Source organism: Kushneria sinocarnis, from assembly GCF_003633775.1.
GTDB lineage: Bacteria > Pseudomonadota > Gammaproteobacteria > Pseudomonadales > Halomonadaceae > Kushneria > Kushneria sinocarnis.
Window position 1 is genome coordinate 54,772 of sequence record NZ_RBIN01000001.1, and the last position, 17,296, is coordinate 72,067.

Here is a 17,296-nt window from a genome sequence, read left to right on the forward strand (position 1 = left end):
TTCAATGGCCACTCCGACACAGTGCACCCTGCCCGCAATGCCACCGCCCATCCGCGCGGGATGGGCGGCAGCCGGCGGCTGGCATACCGCTCAGCGCCGATGCGGCGGCACCCAGTCGGCCTTCTGGGTCTGGCGGGCACGGCCGATGGCGAGGGTATCGTCATCGACCGTGTCGGTGATGGTCGAACCGGCCGCGATGGTGGCGCCGCGGCCGATCCGCAGCGGCGCCACCAGCGCACTGTTGGAACCGACGAAGACGCCGTCGCCGATCTCGGTGCGGTGCTTGCTGACGCCATCATAGTTGCAGGTAATGGTCCCGGCGCCGATGTTGACGTCGCGGCCCAGCTCGCTGTCGCCGATGTAGCTGAGATGGTTGATCTTGCTGCCCGCACCGATCTGCGCATTCTTGGTTTCGACGAAGTTGCCGACCCGTGCGCCATGTGCCAGCCGGGTGCCGGGACGCAGCCGGGCGTAGGGGCCGATCTGACCGCCGCCCTCAATCTCGGTGCCCTCGATCAGAGTGTGTGCCTCGATCTCTGTCTCCTCGCCGATCGTGGCATTGCGAATCACGCAGTGCGGACCCACCGAAACGCCGTCGGCCAGCGATACCTCGCCTTCGAAGATGCAGCCGACATCGATGAAGACGTCGCGCCCGACGCTCAGCTCGCCGCGCACATCGATACGCGCGGGATCCGCCAGGGTGGCGCCCTCGCGCATCAGCCGCTGTGCCTGATGGTGCTGATGAATGCGTTCCAGCGCCGAGAGCTGCACCCGGTCATTGACGCCCTGCACCTCGTAGTGCCCGTGCGGCTGCCGGGTCAGTACCTCGACCCCCTCGGCGGCGGCCATGGCGATGATGTCGGTGAGGTAGTATTCGCCCTGGGCATTGTCACTGGAGAGCTGCGGCAGCCAGCGCTTGAGCTGGGCGCCGGTGGCGGCGAGGATGCCGGTGTTGCACTCCTGGATGCGCTTCTGCTCCTCGCTGGCATCCTTCTCCTCGACAATGGCGGTCGCTCGTCCCTGCTCGTCGCGCACGATGCGCCCGTAGCCGTGGGGATGCGCCATGCGTACCGTCAGCAGGGCCATGTGCCGATCATCGACGCCTGCCATCAGCGCCGACAGGGTATCCGGCTGAATCAGCGGCACATCACCATAGAGCACCAGTACCGGACCATCCCCCAGGCTGTCCAGGGTCTGGGCCACGGCATGTCCGGTACCGCGCTGCTGCTCCTGCACCACGAAGCCGGCCGCCACATCCGCAAGCGCTTCGCGGACCCGATCGGCGCCGTGGCCGATCACCACGTGCAGCCGGGCTTCTTCCAGGCTCTCGGCAGCCTCGATCACGTGGCGGACCATCGGCTTGCCGGCAATGGGGTGGAGGACCTTGGGCAGGCGGGAGCGCATGCGGCTTCCCTGCCCGGCTGCCAGTATCACGACATCAGTGCTCATCGCAGCGCACTCTCCCTGTTTCATGAACGTTGCGAACGAAACGGCGCCTGACCGCCTCGTCGACTGATCGGCAGTGTAACAGCCCGCTGGCGTCAACACTGTTTCACAACGTTCACCCGCTCAGGGCCCCAGGGCGACCAGCAACCACAGTGGCAGGGTCAGCACCGCCAGCAGCGTCTGCAGGGTAATCAGGCCGGCCATCAGTTCGGCCTCGCCGCCCAGCTGGCGGGTCAGGATATAGGCCGTGGGCGCGGTCGGCAGGGCGAGAAAGAGCATCAGCAGCCAGTCCAGCGGCGCGGGCAGCGCCAGCAGCCGGGCAATGCCCAGTCCCAGCAGCGGCATCGCCAGCAGCCGTACGGCACTGGCCGTCAGCATCAGCGCCGAGGCGCCCCGCAGGGCGGCCGGGCGCAGGGCCGCACCGACACACAATAGCCCCAGCGGCAGACTGGCACTCCCCAGCAGTCCCAGCAGGCGCTCGCTGCCGGGCGGCAGCGACAGTCCGCTCAGCGAGACGGCGATGCCGGCCAGACAGGCCAGAATCAGGGGATTGGTTGCCAGCGGTCGCAGCAGCACCCGCGGCGTCAGCGGGCGCTCGGCAACGAGCGCCCACACCGACAGCAGGTTCACGCTCGGCACCAGCAGCGCCAGCAGTACCGCCGCTCGTGCCAGCCCACCGGGCGGACCCAGCACGGCGACCACGGCCAGCCCGAGATAGGTATTGAAGCGCAGGGTGGACTGCACCAGCACCCCGAAGCGGGCCGCCGGCCAGCCGGCCAGCCGGCGCATGCCGAGCAGCCCCAGCCAGCCGATGCCCAGTGCCAGCGTGATACCGAGGGCCAGCTGACCGAGCGCGGGGTCATCGAAGGACGCGGTAGCGAGATGGTGGAACAGCAGGGCGGGAAACAGCAGAAAGTAGTTCAGCCGCTCGGCAGGGCCCCAGAAGGTCTCATCGGGGAACCCGACCCGTCGCAGCCCGCTGCCCAGCAGCAGCAGGGCAAACAGCGGCCACAGCGCCGGCAGCAGTACGCTCATGCCGACCTCCCGGGTAATGGACGCCATGGCGGCTGTCGGCCGCAGCAACCGTCAGCCACACACAAAAGGGGCGACCCGAAGGTCGCCCCGAAGATCATGCCTGCGGCCCGCCTCAGCTGCCGCGCCGATTGCGCAGCTGGGAGAGCGTGCGCAGCCGGGCGGTCGCCTCGGCGAGTTCGGCCAGCGCCCGCGAGTAGTCGAGCTCGGAGTGCTGTTCATCCAGCGCCCGGCGCGCCTCGTCACGCGCCCGCTGGGCCTCCGCCTCGTCGATGTCGCGCGCCCGGTCGGCGGTGTCGGCCAGCACCGAAATGACATCGGGCTGGACCTCCAGAAAGCCGCCGGAGACGTAGTAGATCTCCTCTTCGCCACTCTCCCGGGTCAGATACACCGGCCCCGGTGCCAGCTCCGTCAGCAGCGGCGAATGACCCGGCATGATACCGAGCTCACCCTCGGTCCCGGTGGCGGAGAGCTGCGTCACTTCACCGGCAAAGATGCTGCGCTCGGTACTGACGATATTGCATTGCACACTGGCCATGACTGGGCTCCTGAATCTTTCCGGGACGCTTACATGCTCTCGGCTTTCTCGATCGCTTCATCGATCGTGCCGACCATGTAGAACGCCTGCTCCGGCAGCTCATCGTAATCGCCGTTGAGGATGCCCTGGAAGGCGCGGATGGTCTCCTTGAGGGAGACATACTTGCCGGGCGCGCCGGTGAAGACCTCGGCGACGAAGAACGGCTGCGACAGGAAGCGCTGGATCTTGCGTGCCCGGGCCACGGTCTGCTTGTCCTCGTCGGACAGCTCGTCCATGCCGAGGATGGCAATGATGTCCTTGAGCTCCTTGTAGCGCTGCAGCACGTTCTGCACCCCGCGGGCCACCTTGTAGTGCTCGTCACCGACCACCAGCGGATCGAGCTGGCGCGAGGTGGAGTCGAGCGGATCGATGGCCGGGTAGATGCCCAGCTCGGCGATCGAGCGCGCCAGTACCACGGTGGCATCGAGGTGCGCGAAGGTGGTCGCCGGCGACGGATCGGTCAGGTCGTCGGCAGGCACGTAGACCGCCTGCACCGAGGTGATCGAGCCGGTCCGGGTCGAGGTGATGCGCTCCTGCAGCATCCCCATCTCCTCGGCCAGCGTCGGCTGATAACCCACCGCCGACGGCATGCGGCCGAGCAGGGCCGAGACCTCGGTGCCCGCCAGCGTGTAGCGGTAGATGTTGTCGATGAAAAGCAGCACGTCGCGGCCTTCATCGCGGAAGTCCTCGGCGATGGTCAGCCCGGTCAGCGCCACGCGCAGACGGTTCCCCGGCGGCTCGTTCATCTGGCCGTAGACCAGCGAGACCTTGTCGAGTACGTCGGACTCCTGCATCTCGTAGTAGAAGTCGTTGCCCTCGCGGGTCCGCTCGCCGACGCCGGTAAATACCGAATAGCCGGAGTGCTCGGTGGCGATGTTGCGGATCAGCTCCATCATGTTGACGGTCTTGCCGACCCCGGCACCGCCGAACAGCCCGACCTTGCCGCCCTTGGCGAAGGGGCAGATCAGGTCGATGACCTTGATGCCGGTTTCCAGCAGGTCGCTGGAGGCCGCCTGATCGGCGTAGGAGGGCGCCTCGCGGTGGATCGGGCTGCGCTTCTCCTCGCCGATCTCGCCACACTCGTCGATCGGCTCGCCGAGCACGTTCATGATCCGGCCCAGCGTCTTCTGCCCCACCGGCACCGAGATCGGCGCCCCGGTGTTCTCGACCGCGAGACCGCGGCTCAGCCCTTCGGTGGTCCCCATGGCGATGGTGCGCACGATACCGTCGCCGAGCTGCTGCTGGACCTCCAGAATGGTATCGGTGTCGGTGACGCGAATGGCGTCGAAGATCCGGGGGACCTCGTCGCGGGCAAACTCGACGTCAATCACCGCGCCGATGATCTGTACGATACGTCCGCTCATGATGATTCCTCTTGAACCTGTAAAAAAACTGTCCGTTCGCTAGACCGCTGAAGCCCCGCCGACGATTTCGGAAATCTCCTGGGTAATCGCCGCCTGACGCGCCTTGTTGTACTGCAGCTGCAGATCGTCGATCAGGTCTCCGGCGTTGTCGGTCGCGTTCTTCATCGCGATCATCCGCGCCGACTGTTCGCTGGCGATGTTCTCGACCACCGCCTGGTAGACCTGGGACTCGACATAGCGCACCAGCAGTCTGGAGAGCAGCGCCCTGGCATCGTCCGGCTCATACAGGTAATCCCAGAGGCCATCCCGGGTCCTGTCCTCCTGGTCGGACTCGTCGTCGACCAGCGGCAGCAGCTGGCGAATCACCGGCTTCTGACTCATGGTGTTGATGAACTGATTGGAGACGATGTCGATCCGATCGATCTCACCATTGTCGAAGGCTTCCAGCATCACCCGGACGCTGCCGACCAGGTCGCCGGCCTCCGGGGCATCGCCGAGGTTGCCGCGCGCCGCGAGCAGATTGCCGCCGTACTTGCGGAAGAATACCGCTCCCTTGGTGCCCAGGGCACAGAAGGAGGGCTCGACTCCCTGCTCCCGCCAGGCGCTGATCTCGCGCATCAGCGAACGAAACAGATTGCTGTTGAGACCACCACACAGGCCACGATCGGAAGTCACCACGATATACCCGATCCGCTTCACCTCGCGCTCGGTCATGTACGGATGCTGATACTCCGGATTGGACCGGGCGATGTGCCGAACCACCTGCCGGATCTGGCGGGCGTAGGGCTGGCTCGTCGCCATGCGCTCCTGGGCACGACGCATCTTCGACGCCGCGACCATTTCCATGGCGCTGGTGATCTTCTGGGTGTTCTTGATGCTCCCGATCTGGGACTTGATCTCTTTTCCGGCTGCCATAGCGATGTCCTGTTGATCGACCCGTCAGCGGACGGGCGTGCTGCCCGTCCGCCCTGCGGCTGTCAGTAGCTCTGGGTCGATTTGAACTGTTCGACGCCCTGCTTGAGACCCTGCTGGATCTCGTCGTCGTAGCCGCCGGTCTGATCGATCTTCTGCATCAGCTCACTGTGCTCGGAGGACATGTAATCCTGCAGCGCATGCTCGAAGTCGAGTACCTTGTCGACCGGCACGTCCTCGAGGTAGCCCTCGTTGGCGGCATACAGCGATACGGCCATCTGGGACACCGACATCGGCGAGTACTGGCGCTGCTTCATCAGCTCGGTCACCCGCTGACCGTGTTCGAGCTGCTTGCGGGTGGCCTCGTCGAGATCGGAGGCAAACTGCGAGAAGGCCGCCAGTTCGCGATACTGCGCCAGCGCCAGGCGGATACCGCCGCCGAGCTTCTTGATGATCTTGGTCTGGGCGCTGCCGCCGACACGGGAAACCGACAGGCCGGCGTTGATGGCCGGGCGTACCCCCGAGTTGAACAGATCGGTCTCGAGGAAGATCTGGCCGTCGGTGATCGAGATCACGTTGGTCGGCACGAACGCGGAGACGTCACCGCCCTGGGTCTCGATGATCGGCAGTGCGGTCAGCGAGCCGGTCTTGCCGGTGACTTCACCGTTGGTGACCTTCTCGACGTGCTCGGCGTTGACGCGCGAGGCGCGCTCGAGCAGCCGCGAGTGCAGGTAGAAGACGTCGCCGGGATAGGCCTCACGGCCCGGCGGACGACGCAGCAGCAGCGAGATCTGGCGATAGGCGACGGCCTGCTTGGAGAGATCGTCATAGACGATCAGGGCATCCTCGCCGCGATCGCGGAAGTACTCGCCCATGGTGCAGCCGGCATAGGGGGCGATGAACTGCATCGCCGCCGGATCGGCCGCACCGGCAGCCACCACGATGGTGTGCTCCATGGCGCCGTGCTCTTCGAGCTTGCGCACCACGTTGGCAATCGTCGACTGCTTCTGGCCGATGGCCACGTAGATGCAGGTGACGCCCTTGCCCTTCTGGTTGATGATGGTATCGACGGCGATCGCCGACTTGCCGACCTGGCGGTCGCCGATGATCAGCTCACGCTGGCCGCGGCCGATCGGTACCATCGAATCGATCGGCTTGAGACCGGTCTGGACCGGCTGATCGACACCCTGGCGGGCGATGACGCCGGGCGCGACCTTCTCGACGGCATCGGTCTCGCTGGCTTCGAGATCGCCCTTGCCGTCGATCGGACGACCCAGGGCATCCACCACGCGGCCGAGCAGTTCGCGACCGACCGGCACTTCAAGGATGCGACCGGTGCACCGACCGGTCATGCCTTCCTGAAGCTGCTGGTAGTCACCCAGCACCACGACCCCGACACTGTCGCGCTCGAGGTTGAGCACCATGCCCTGGATGTTGTGGGGGAATTCGATCATTTCGCCGAACATGGCCTCGGTCAGGCCATGAATGCGCACGATGCCATCGGACACGCTGACAATGGTGCCCTCGTTGCGCGCCTGGGCATCGATGTCGAGCTTCTCGATACGACCCTTGATGATGTCGCTGATTTCGGAAGGATTCAGTTGCTGCATGCCATGTCCCTCGACTTCAGGCGTTCAGGTCGCGCTTGAGCCGGGCCAGTCGTCCGCGCGCCGAACCGTCGATGACGGTATCGCCGCTGCGAATGATGACGCCGCCCAGAAGCGTCCTGTCCACCGAAGTGGTCATAGTGATTTCGCGATCCAGGCGCTTTTTGAGCGCGCGGGCGAGACTGTCCTGCTGCGTCTGGCTGAGTTCGAAGGCAGAGATCACCTCCACCACGGCCACCCGCTCGAATTCGGCGCGCTCGGCTTCGAACAGCTCGCTGATCGCCGGCAGCGCTGCCAGTCGCTGCTGACGCGCCAGCACGCGAATGAATTCGCGGCCACGCTCATCCAGCGTCTCGCCCAGCAGCTCGATCAGGATCTCGGCCTGGTCGCCGGAGGTCCGGGTCGGATCGGCCAGCAGGTGCGCGACGCGTTCGTCGAGTACCACACGGGCGCCCTCGGCCAGCATGGTCGACCACTGATCCACCGCCTGCTGTTCACGGGCCAGCTCGAATGCGGCCTTCGCATAGGGGCGTGCCTGGGGTGCGTTGTCCGCCATGGAGGCCTCCTCAGAGCTCGGCAGCGAGCTTGTCGAGCATCTCGCGATGCCGGTTCTCGTCGATCTCGGTTTCGAGAATGCGCTCGGCACCGGTCACGGCCAGGGCCGCCACCTGCTGGCGCAGATCTTCCCGGGCGCGCTGGAGCTCCATGTCGATCTCGCTTCTGGCCTGATCGATCATGCGCTGGCCTTCGGCCCTGGCATCATCGCGCGCTTCCTCGATCATGCGATCGGCGCGCGAACGGGTCTGCTCGAGGATCCGGCTGGCTTCCTCGCGACTCTCGCGCAGGATCCGCTCGGACTCCTCGTTGACCCGCTCCATTTCCTGGCGAGCACGATCGGCCGATGCCAGGTCTTCCTCGATCTTGCTGCGCCGCTCTTCCAGCGCCTTGGTGATCGGCGGCCATACATATTTCATGCAGAACCATACGAACACCAGAAAGGCGATGGACTGGCCGATCAAAGTTAGGTTCAGATTCACGCCGTCACCTCTCGCTACGTGGTCATTGGGGCATCACACCGGATGCCGGGCATCCGCAACGGGGATGCTCAGCCAACGAACGGATTGGCGAAGGTGAAGAACAGTGCGATACCGACACCGATCATGGCGACGGCATCCAGCAGGCCGGCGACGATGAACATCTTGACCTGCAGCTGCGGAATCATTTCGGGCTGACGAGCGGCGCCCTCCAGAAACTTGCCGCCGAGGATGCCGAAGCCGATGGCGGTGCCCAGGGCGCCCAGACCGATCAGCAGCGAAACGGCAATCGCAGTCATGCCCAGAACTTGTGCTTCCATGGTGCTCTCCAGTTTTCAAGTCACGTTGAGTTGAGGGGGAGTGGGTGAACCGATCAGTGCTCTTCGCTGGCCTGACTGAGGTAGACGATGGTCAGCATCATGAAGATGAATGCCTGAAGAACGATGATCAGCAGGTGGAACGTGGCCCAGGCAAAATGCAGGGGCAGCTGGAACAGACCGACGGAGGCGATCAGCATGAAGATCAGCTCGCCGGCATAGAGGTTACCGAACAGACGCAGTCCGAGCGAGATCGGCTTGGACAGCAGGGTCACCAGCTCGAGCAGCAGGTTGGCCGGCACCAGCAGGGCCTGCACCAGGGGATTGCTGGCCGAGAAGGGTTTCAGGGTCAGATCGGCCACGAAACCGCTGATGCCCTTCATGCGCACCATGTAGATCAGGATCAGCGCAAAGACCGTCAGCGACATGCCCAGGGTAGCGTTGATATCGGCCGTCGGCACGATCCGGAAGTAGACGTGCGACGGGTCCTCGACCCCGATCACGCTGACACCGACCGCCTGGGCCAGCTGGGGAATCCAGTCGACCGGGATCAGGTCCATCAGGTTCATCAGGAAGACCCAGACAAAGATGGTCAGCGAGAGCGGGGCGATCAGCCGGCTCTTGCCATGGAACGTTTCGCGCACCGAGCTGTCTACGAACTCGACGACCATCTCCACGGCGTTGTTCAGTTTCGAGGGCACCCCGCTGCTGGCATGGCGGGCCACCAGCCGGAACACCCAGAGGAACAGCGCACCGAGCACGATCGAGAAGAGCATGGTGTCCAGGTTGATCGCCCAGAAGCCCATGTTCGACGCCTGCTCGGCACTGTGGGCGATGGTCCACCCGTGCCCGGGATCGTACCCGAAGGTCAGGTTCTGAAGGTGATGCTTGATGTACTCGGACGTTTCCAGACTATTACCTGCTGCCATGAAGCTGCCTCGGTGATCAGGTGCGCGATCCGGTGCGAACAAGCCAGAACCCCAGCCAGTGAACGCATTGAACCAGCACGTAAGCGCCAAAAAAGAAAGCGGGGTTTGAGGGCGGCACTGCCACGAAGACCAGCGTGAACAATGCCACTGTCAAACCGAACTTTCCGGCTTCGGCCCGGTAGAACCCGTTCATGATCTCCCGGGCCAGACGGGCGCCACGCAGCCTGAAGGCCCGCCAGGCAAAATAGGCGTTGGGCAGCAGACACACCAGCGCCCCGCTGACCGCCGACAGACCGTCGCTGACGCCTCCCAGGATCAGCGCCAGCAGGCTGACCGCGGCGCCCGTCAGCGTCTGCCCCAGCAGCAGGCGACCCACCTGCGGTCGCCGGGGTCTGGCCGGTGTCATGGACCGCATGCGCTGCTCCCTGCCGCTGGAGATGATACCGGCCCCCGGGCTGTCCCGAGCGCCGGCCACTTGCCAAACCGGGCGGATTATAGGGAAGCCGTATGCTCCCATCAACGCCCCGAAAGGCAAAAAGCCAAGCAGTAACACCCGTTTGTCGACAGGGGCGGATAGATGCTCGGTCAAACCGATCCGTCTGGCAATCCCGGATTAAGTTCTCTTTAAGTGCCGAAGACTAGCGGATATGGCCAAGAATGCCATCCAGCTCTTCAAGACTGGTATAGCGGATGGTCAAACGTCCCTTGCCGCTCTTGCCATGGCTGATCCGCACCCTGGCACCGAGCAGTTCCCCGAGCTGGGTCTCCAGCCGGCCGACATCCGGCGAGGCGGGGGCCGGCTCGGCCGGCGCCTTCGCCTCGTTCATGCGCTTCACCAGCGCCTCGGTCTGACGCACGGTCAGACCGCGATCGACCACCTCGTGGGCGGCCTGACGCTGCTTTGCCCCCTTGAGGGCCAGCAGGGCGCGGGCGTGGCCGACGTCGAGATCGCCGCGCTCGAGCAGGGTCTGCACGCTCTCCTCGAGCGCCAGCAGCCGCAGCAGATTGGCAATCTGGGCGCGCGACTTGCCCAGCGTATCGGCCACCTGCTGCTGGGTCAGTTCGAACTCGTCCATCAGCCGGCGCAGGGCAACCGACTCCTCGACCGGATTGAGGTTCTCGCGCTGGATGTTCTCGATCAGTGACATCGCCAGTGCGCCCTCGTCATCGAGCTCGCGCACCACGGCGGGGATCGTCTCGAGCTCGGCGAGCTGGGCAGCCCGCCAGCGGCGCTCCCCGGCGATGATCTCGAAACGCTGCTCGTCGCCGGCATCGGCCAGCGGGCGCACCACGATCGGCTGCATCACCCCCTGGCGACGAATCGAGGCGGCCAGCTCCTCGAGCCGTTCGGGCTGGATATCGCGCCGGGGCTGATAGCGCCCGCGGGAGAGCCGGGAGAGCGGCAGGCGCTCCAGCCGCTCGCCGGCCTCGAGCTCGGGGGCCTCGTGCAGGGCACCCTCGCCACCCTCTTCGGCCGGATCGATCGCCACTTCACCGCTGGAGCGCTGCCGGGCAGTGGCACCGGCACCGATCAGGGCATCCAAACCTCTTCCGAGCGCGCGTTTACGGGTCATGCGGAAGTCACCTCGATCAACACGATCATCACAGTGGTGTTACAGCGCCAGGCGCCGGATCAGTTCCTTGGCCAGCACCCGGTAGGCGTGGCTGCCCCGCGACATCCTGGCATAGCGGGTCACCGGCAGGCCGTGGCTGGGCGCCTCGGCCACCCGTACGTTGCGAGGGATGGCCGCCCTGATCAGCTGATCACCGAAATAGTTCGCCAGCTGATTGCTGACATCGCGGGTCAGGCTGTTGCGGCTGTCGTACATGGTGCGCACGATGCCGTCCAGCGCCAGCGTCGGATTGACGCTTTCCCGGATCTGCTCGACGGTGTCGAGCAGCGCCGACAGCCCCTCCAGCGCATAGAACTCGCACTGCAGCGGGATCAGTACGCCGTGGGAGGCGGTCAGGGCGTTGACGGTCAGCATGTTGAGCGACGGCGGGCAGTCGATCAGTACCACATCGAAATCGGCCACCATGTCGCCCACGGCCCGGTCGAGACAGCGCTCGCGCCCCTCGCGCTCGAGCAGATCGACTTCGGCGGCGGTAAGATCGCCGTTGGCGGGCAGCAGGGCATAGCCGGCGCTCTCGCTGCGCAGCATGACATCGCGCGCCGCCCGATCGCCCAGCAGCACATCGAGCATGCTGCCCTCCGGCAGATCGTGCTTGTCGATGCCGCTGCCCATGGTGGCATGGCCCTGGGGGTCGAGATCGATCAGCAGAACGCGGCGCTTGAGCGATGCCAGCGAGGCGGCAAGATTGACGGCGGTGGTGGTCTTGCCGACGCCGCCCTTCTGGTTGGTCAGCGCGATGATCCGGGTCAAGAGGACAATCCCTGGTTATTGGTCGGTAGTCGCCCCGGCGGCTTCGAGACGCAGCAGATGACGATCGCCCTGCGCGCCGGGCACCGCGAGCGGCACGCAGGCAAGCGGCGTGGCCCCAGTGATCGATCCGGTCCGCAGGCTGTCGTCGCGGCCGATCATGGCCAGCCACTCGCCGCCGGGAGCCAGCAGATGCCGACTGGCGTCGATGAACGCCTGCGGTGCGGCAAAGGCACGGCTGACGATCTGCTCGAAGGGGCCGCCCGGGTACTGCTCCACCCGGGCCTGTACGGCGCTGACGCCGCTCAGGCCGAGTTCGTGCGCCGCCTGACGCTGGAAGCGAACCTTCTTGCCGTTGCTGTCGAGCAGGGTCACGGCCAGCCGTGGCGCCATGATCGCCAGCACCAGCCCCGGCAACCCGGCGCCGCTGCCGACATCCAGCACTCGCGGACCGCGCAGCCAGGGCACGATGGCCAGCGAATCGAGCAGATGGCGCTGCACCATGGCAACCGGATCACGCACCGCGGTGAGGTTATAAGCCCGGTTCCACTTGTGCAACAACGCCACCAGCGCCAGCAGCCGGCTGCGCTGTTCATCATCGGCCTCCAGCCCCAGCGCCGCGACCCCCTCGTCGAGGGTGACCTCGCAGGCCGGGTTCATTCGCCGCTGGCCCGCGCCGGGCGCTGCTGCTTCTTGAGATGGATCAGCAGCATCGACAGCGCCGCCGGAGTCACGCCGGGAATACGGCCGGCCTCGGCCAGTGTCTCGGGGCGCGCCTCGTCGAGCTTCTGGCGGATCTCGCTGGAGAGGCCATCGACCGTGTGGTAATCGAGCTCCGCCGGCAGCGGGGTCGATTCGTGACGGCGCAGCTTGTCGATCTCTTCCTGCTGCCGGGCGATGTAGCCGTCGTACTTGACCTGCACCTGCACCTGCTGACGGACGTGCGGCTGTTCGGGTGCCCCCTCGGCCAGCCCGGCAAGATCCTCGTAGTTCAGCTCGGGACGGCGCAGCAGATCGCTCAGGCGCTGCTCCTTCTCCAGCTCGCCGATCTTCGGCACCAGCTGGCGCGCCGCATCGCTGCCGGGGCGGACGCGTACCCGATCGAGCCGCTCGCGCTCGGCAGCAATCGCATCACGCCGGGTCTCGAAGGCACGATAGCGCTGATCGTCGATCAGGCCCAGCTGACGACCGGTTTCGGTCAGGCGCAGGTCGGCATTGTCCTCGCGCAGCATCAGGCGGTATTCCGCCCGCGAGGTGAACATCCGGTAGGGCTCGCGGGTGCCCATGCGGATCAGGTCATCGACCATGACGCCGAGATAGGCCTCGTCACGCCGCGGCCACCAGGCGTCCTGCCCGCTTGCCCGCCGGGCGGCGTTGAGCCCGGCGAGCAGCCCCTGGGCCGCGGCTTCCTCGTAGCCGGTGGTGCCGTTGATCTGACCGGCGAACCAGAGATTGTGGATCACCTTCGTTTCCAGCGAGTGCTTCAGATCCCGCGGATCGAAGAAATCGTATTCGATGGCGTAGCCCGGGCGCACGATGTGGGCGTTTTCCAGCCCTTCCATCGAGCGTACCAGCTCGAGCTGGACATCGAACGGCAGCGAGGTCGAGATGCCGTTGGGGTAGAGCTCGGGGGTCTCCAGGCCTTCCGGTTCGATGAAGACCTGATGGCTCTCCTTGTCGGCAAAGCGGTGAATCTTGTCCTCGATCGACGGGCAGTAGCGCGGCCCCACGCTGTCGATGGCGCCGGAAAACATCGGCGAGCGCTCGATGTTGGCGCGGATGATGTCATGGGTACGCGTGTTGGTATGCGCGATGTAACAGCTGCGCTGGGACGGATGCATGTCGGGCGTTCCCATCATCGACATCACCGGACGCGGCTCGTCCCCCGGCTGGGCGGCCAGCTTCGAGAAATCGACGCTGCGGCCGTCCAGTCGCGGCGGGGTACCGGTCTTCAGCCGATCCACCCGCAGCGGCTGTTCACGCAGGCGCCGCGCCAGCGCCGAGGCCGAGGGATCGCCGCTGCGGCCACCACCATGGTGCTGCTCACCGATGTGGATCACGCCCCCCAGGAAGGTACCGGTGCACAGCACCACGCTTTCGGCGAAAAAGCGGATGCCGCCCTGGGTGACCACGCCGCGGGCGGTATCGCCCTCGACAATCAGGTCATCCACCGACTGCTGAAACAGCGTGAGATTGGGCTGATGTTCGAGCGTGTGCCGGATGGCCGCCTTGTAACGGACCCGATCCGCCTGTGCCCGGGTGGCGCGCACGGCCGGCCCCTTGCGGGAGTTCAGCACCCGGAACTGGATGCCCGCCCGATCGGTAGCCAGCGCCATGGCACCGCCGAGCGCGTCGATCTCGCGTACCAGATGGCTCTTGCCGATGCCGCCGATGGCGGGATTGCAGGACATCTGGCCCAGCGTCTCGATGTTGTGCGTCAGAAGCAGGGTCTGACAGCCCGTTCGGGCGGCGGCGAGTGCGGCTTCGGTTCCGGCATGACCACCGCCGATGACGATGACGTCAAAGCGGTCCGGGTAATCCACGTATTGACCTCGAGCACGTTGGCCACGGCCACGCCTGCCTGATCGGCTGCTGACCGTAACGGAAATGGGGAAATCAGGGTTCGCGATTATAACGCGCCTGTGGGTAACCGTCAGGGGTTTTCCACACGAGCTCGCGTTTTCCTTCAATCAATCAATACAGGGTGTATAAAAAGGAAGTTCTGTTGTGGTTGTGATTATGGGGAGCCGCAATTTCTGTGGATAACCGATTCATTGCACCATGAATCAGTTATCTGGCGTGTTGATACGGTTGCGCACGAGTGGCGTATGAAGGGCGGATGACCGTTGCAGGAGCTGTGGATGAAAGGCCTGGTTATGCACAGGGCAGCTTATCCCCCGAGTACTGCCCAGCCTGTCCCGATGGTTGTTACCGCACTCGTCCAGAGCAGGGCAGCAGTCGGCCCCGGCAGCCACGAGCGCCGTGTGGCGTGGCTCGGAGCGACGCATGCAGGTGATGAGCGATGAATGTTATCCACAGCCATCGGAAGAGCGGATCGGCGATCCGGATGGCGGATTCAGGGAGGGTGGACATGAAAAACCCCGGCACGCTGGCCGGGGTTCGAGGAGAAGTGATCAGGCTTTCGAAGGGTCAGACGGTGAAGGATGCCCCGCAGCCACAGGTGGTAGTGGCGTTGGGGTTCTGGATCATGAAACGGGCACCCGCCAGCCCTTCCTCGAAGTCGATGGTCGAACCGACCAGGTACTGATAACTCAGCGGATCAACCACCATGGCCACCTCGCCGTTCTCGATCACGGTGTCTTCCTCGTCCACCGCTTCGGCAAAGTCGAAACCGTACTGGAAGCCCGAGCATCCGCCACCTGTCACGTAGACCCGCAGCTTGAGCGCCGGGTTGTGCTCCTCGGCGATCAGGGCCCGCAAGCGGCCTGCTGCAGCATCGGTGAAGATAAGCGGCGTCGGGACGAAGGATTCTGCCCCGCTCATCGCGGCCTCCCGAAGTATCTTGAATGAATGCCTGCATTATCGGACCCAGGCGCAACCGGGGTCAACCTGGGTGGCCGCGGGAAAGGTCGTGCTCTTTGAATTGCACCGGGGGTTGTGGCAACAATGAAGGGTCGGCAGGGTGGCTGCCAGCGACAGCCGCCTCGTCAGCGTCAGGGATGTACGAGCAGCCGGCATGACATCCATTCCTGCGCCTGTCCGCTACCGGGGAGAACCCGACTTGCCGCGTTATCGTCTCGGCATTACACGCTTCAGTCTGGATCATTTCCGCCGGCGTCTGGCGTCGGTGGATGCGCTGCCGCAGCTCTGTCTGCTTGCTGTGCTTTCCGGTGCCCTGACCGGTCTGCTGATGGCAGCCTTTCGTGAACTGATCGATGTCATCACGCTGGGATTCATGCCCGGTGGTCGTTCGGACGATTTCGAGGCGCTGCCGCCACCGATCCGTGTGCTGCTGCCGCTGGCCGCGGTGGCCCTGATCGGGGTCGGCCTGTGGCGCCAGCCGGCCGCAGCGCGCAAGCTCGGCATCGGCCACGTCATCGAGCGGCTGACCTACCATCAGGGGCAGATGCCGCTGGCCAACTGGCTCAATCAGTGGTGGGTAGGGGCCGTGACCCTGATCGGCGGACTCTCGGCCGGTCGCGAAGGACCGGCCATTCATCTCGGCGCCGGCGGTTCCTGCTGGATCGGCGAACGCCTGCGGCTGCCGCACAACAGTCTGCGGGTGCTGGTCGGCTGCGGCACCGCGGCCGGCATTTCGGCCTCCTTCAATACCCCCATTGCCGGGGTCATCTTCGCCATGGAAGTGGTGATGATGGAGTACACCCTGACCGGCTTCATGCCGGTCATCCTAGCTTCCGCCACCGGCGCGGTGGTCACCCAGATGATCTACGGCAGCATGCCCGCCTTCACCGTACCCGATACCATCGAGGCCCGGCTGTTCGATATCCCGTGGATCATTACCATGTCACTGGTCATCGGTCTGCTGGCCGGCGGTTTCATCCGGCTGGCCAGGCTGGGCCCGCAGCTGACCCGGGTGCCCCGCTGGCTGCGCCTGCTGCTGGCCGGCAGTACCACTGCGGTGGTGGCGTTCTGGTACCCCCAGGTGCAGGGAATCGGCTACGACACCGTGGGCAGCATCCTGACGCAGACCCCGGCACTCGATGTCCTGCTGGTGGTGGCGGTCGGCAAGCTGGCACTGACCGCACTGACCCTGGCCTGCGGCGTGCCGGTCGGGATCGTCGGCCCGGTGCTGGTCTGCGGGGCCGCGATCGGCGCGCTGTTCGGCATGGCGGGGCTGTTCCTGCTGCCCCAGCTGGTGCATGATCCGCACCTCTACGCCATGCTGGGCATGGCGGCGATGATGGGCGCCGTGCTGCAGGCGCCGCTGGCGGCGATCATGGCGCTGATCGAGCTGACCCACAATCCCGATTTCATCCTCTACGGCATGCTGGCAGTGGTGGTGTCCGGGCTTACCGGACGCCAGGTCTGGCACTGTCGCGGTTTCTTCATTTCGGCCCTGTTCAACCAGGGGCTGCATCCGCTGCAGCAGCCATTGACCCAGGCGCTGTCGCGGGTGGCCGTGCCGGCGGTAATGGAGCGCGCCGTGGTTCGTACCCGGCCGCGGATCACCCGGGATCAGGCGCGGACACTGCTTGATTCACGGCCGGTGTGGCTGATGATCGGCCGCGGCGAGGACAAGTCGCCGGTGGCGCTGGCGGCGTCCGATCTGGCGCGGCTGGTGCTCGGTGACAACCGCGATCCGGCGGCCGAAGGCAAGGGCGAGGATGCCATTCCGGGAGTGTCACGTTCGCGCTCGCGCAACCACGAGTCCGGCGGCGCCGAGGAGGAGGCGATCGAGGAGATCGACCTGCTGGCGATTCCCGGTCAGCGTCTCGAACTGGCTTCCGTGGATCTGCAGGCTACCCTGTCGGAAGCCTTTGATTGCATCAACGAATACGGCGTCGATGCACTCTACGTGCAGCATACGACCGCACCGATGATTCGCAAGGTTTCGGGTATCATTACCCGCGAAGCGATCGAGAACTACTATCGCTACAAGCGTTGAACGGGGCTTTCACGGCGCGGCCGCCGGGCGGGTGGTAGCGCCATGCGCGTGCTATACCCCGGCGGCCTCCCGGCCCGACCGTGTCATTCCAAGCCTGATCAGGAGCCTGC

17 protein-coding genes are annotated in these 17,296 nt (G+C 65.4%); 1 reads left to right on the forward strand and 16 read right to left on the reverse strand.

The features are described 5' to 3' along the window. Positions 1–90: 90 nt before the first annotated feature. The 16 genes from glmU to erpA all read right to left on the reverse strand — a co-directional run bounded on the left by glmU (position 91) and on the right by erpA (position 15,103). Positions 91–1,449, reverse strand: a complete 1,359-nt coding sequence (gene glmU / locus C7446_RS00250; RefSeq protein ID WP_121170150.1) for a bifunctional UDP-N-acetylglucosamine diphosphorylase/glucosamine-1-phosphate N-acetyltransferase GlmU — start codon at positions 1,447–1,449, stop codon at positions 91–93. A gap of 120 nt (positions 1,450–1,569) precedes the next feature. Then, positions 1,570–2,481: an AEC family transporter gene (locus C7446_RS00255; protein WP_121170152.1), complete on the reverse strand. Its 912-nt coding sequence runs from the start codon at positions 2,479–2,481 to the stop codon at positions 1,570–1,572. A 112-nt stretch (positions 2,482–2,593) separates the two neighbouring features. Further along, a complete protein-coding gene (locus C7446_RS00260) occupies positions 2,594–3,016 on the reverse strand; it encodes a F0F1 ATP synthase subunit epsilon (protein WP_121170154.1) in 423 nt (140 codons plus the stop codon). A 29-nt stretch (positions 3,017–3,045) separates the two neighbouring features. Then, on the reverse strand, positions 3,046–4,419 hold the full coding sequence (gene atpD / locus C7446_RS00265; protein WP_121170156.1) for a F0F1 ATP synthase subunit beta: 1,374 nt from the start codon (positions 4,417–4,419) through the stop codon (positions 3,046–3,048). A gap of 39 nt (positions 4,420–4,458) precedes the next feature. Continuing rightward, positions 4,459–5,334 (reverse strand): F0F1 ATP synthase subunit gamma, encoded by an 876-nt coding sequence (gene atpG, locus C7446_RS00270; RefSeq protein ID WP_121170158.1) that lies wholly within the window; start codon positions 5,332–5,334, stop codon positions 4,459–4,461. 62 nt (positions 5,335–5,396) lie between these two features. Further along, positions 5,397–6,941, reverse strand: a complete 1,545-nt coding sequence (gene atpA / locus C7446_RS00275) for a F0F1 ATP synthase subunit alpha (protein WP_121170160.1) — start codon at positions 6,939–6,941, stop codon at positions 5,397–5,399. Between the two features lie 16 nt (positions 6,942–6,957). Then, positions 6,958–7,494 carry a F0F1 ATP synthase subunit delta gene (locus C7446_RS00280; RefSeq protein WP_121170162.1) on the reverse strand — a complete coding sequence of 179 codons (537 nt, stop codon included), beginning with the start codon at positions 7,492–7,494 and terminating at the stop codon, positions 6,958–6,960. 10 nt (positions 7,495–7,504) lie between these two features. Further along, positions 7,505–7,975 carry a F0F1 ATP synthase subunit B gene (locus C7446_RS00285; RefSeq protein ID WP_121170164.1) on the reverse strand — a complete coding sequence of 157 codons (471 nt, stop codon included), beginning with the start codon at positions 7,973–7,975 and terminating at the stop codon, positions 7,505–7,507. 68 nt (positions 7,976–8,043) lie between these two features. Next, on the reverse strand, positions 8,044–8,292 hold the full coding sequence (gene atpE, locus C7446_RS00290; RefSeq protein WP_070980198.1) for a F0F1 ATP synthase subunit C: 249 nt from the start codon (positions 8,290–8,292) through the stop codon (positions 8,044–8,046). 53 nt (positions 8,293–8,345) lie between these two features. Continuing rightward, positions 8,346–9,218, reverse strand: coding sequence for a F0F1 ATP synthase subunit A (gene atpB, locus C7446_RS00295; protein WP_121170166.1), 873 nt, complete (start codon positions 9,216–9,218; stop codon positions 8,346–8,348). 16 nt (positions 9,219–9,234) lie between these two features. Then, the gene (locus C7446_RS00300) at positions 9,235–9,633 is read right to left on the reverse strand and encodes an ATP synthase subunit I (protein ID WP_121170168.1); all 399 of its coding nucleotides are present in this window, start codon (positions 9,631–9,633) and stop codon (positions 9,235–9,237) included. A gap of 223 nt (positions 9,634–9,856) precedes the next feature. Continuing rightward, on the reverse strand, positions 9,857–10,792 hold the full coding sequence (locus C7446_RS00305; RefSeq protein ID WP_121170170.1) for a ParB/RepB/Spo0J family partition protein: 936 nt from the start codon (positions 10,790–10,792) through the stop codon (positions 9,857–9,859). A gap of 39 nt (positions 10,793–10,831) precedes the next feature. Next, positions 10,832–11,602 carry a ParA family protein gene (locus tag C7446_RS00310; protein WP_121170172.1) on the reverse strand — a complete coding sequence of 257 codons (771 nt, stop codon included), beginning with the start codon at positions 11,600–11,602 and terminating at the stop codon, positions 10,832–10,834. A gap of 15 nt (positions 11,603–11,617) precedes the next feature. After that, positions 11,618–12,259, reverse strand: a complete 642-nt coding sequence (gene rsmG / locus C7446_RS00315; RefSeq protein ID WP_121170174.1) for a 16S rRNA (guanine(527)-N(7))-methyltransferase RsmG — start codon at positions 12,257–12,259, stop codon at positions 11,618–11,620. Continuing rightward, entirely contained in the window at positions 12,256–14,142 is a 1,887-nt protein-coding gene (mnmG, locus tag C7446_RS00320; protein ID WP_121170176.1) for a tRNA uridine-5-carboxymethylaminomethyl(34) synthesis enzyme MnmG, read from the reverse strand. The genes rsmG and mnmG overlap by 4 nt, the downstream gene beginning before the upstream one ends. Before the next feature lie 607 nt (positions 14,143–14,749). Beyond that, the gene (gene erpA, locus C7446_RS00325) at positions 14,750–15,103 is read right to left on the reverse strand and encodes an iron-sulfur cluster insertion protein ErpA (protein ID WP_121170178.1); all 354 of its coding nucleotides are present in this window, start codon (positions 15,101–15,103) and stop codon (positions 14,750–14,752) included. A 238-nt stretch (positions 15,104–15,341) separates the two neighbouring features. Here erpA and C7446_RS00330 point away from each other — a divergent pair, with 238 nt between their 5' ends. Then, positions 15,342–17,186 carry a chloride channel protein gene (locus tag C7446_RS00330; protein ID WP_245977575.1) on the forward strand — a complete coding sequence of 615 codons (1,845 nt, stop codon included), beginning with the start codon at positions 15,342–15,344 and terminating at the stop codon, positions 17,184–17,186. Positions 17,187–17,296 lie beyond the last annotated feature (110 nt).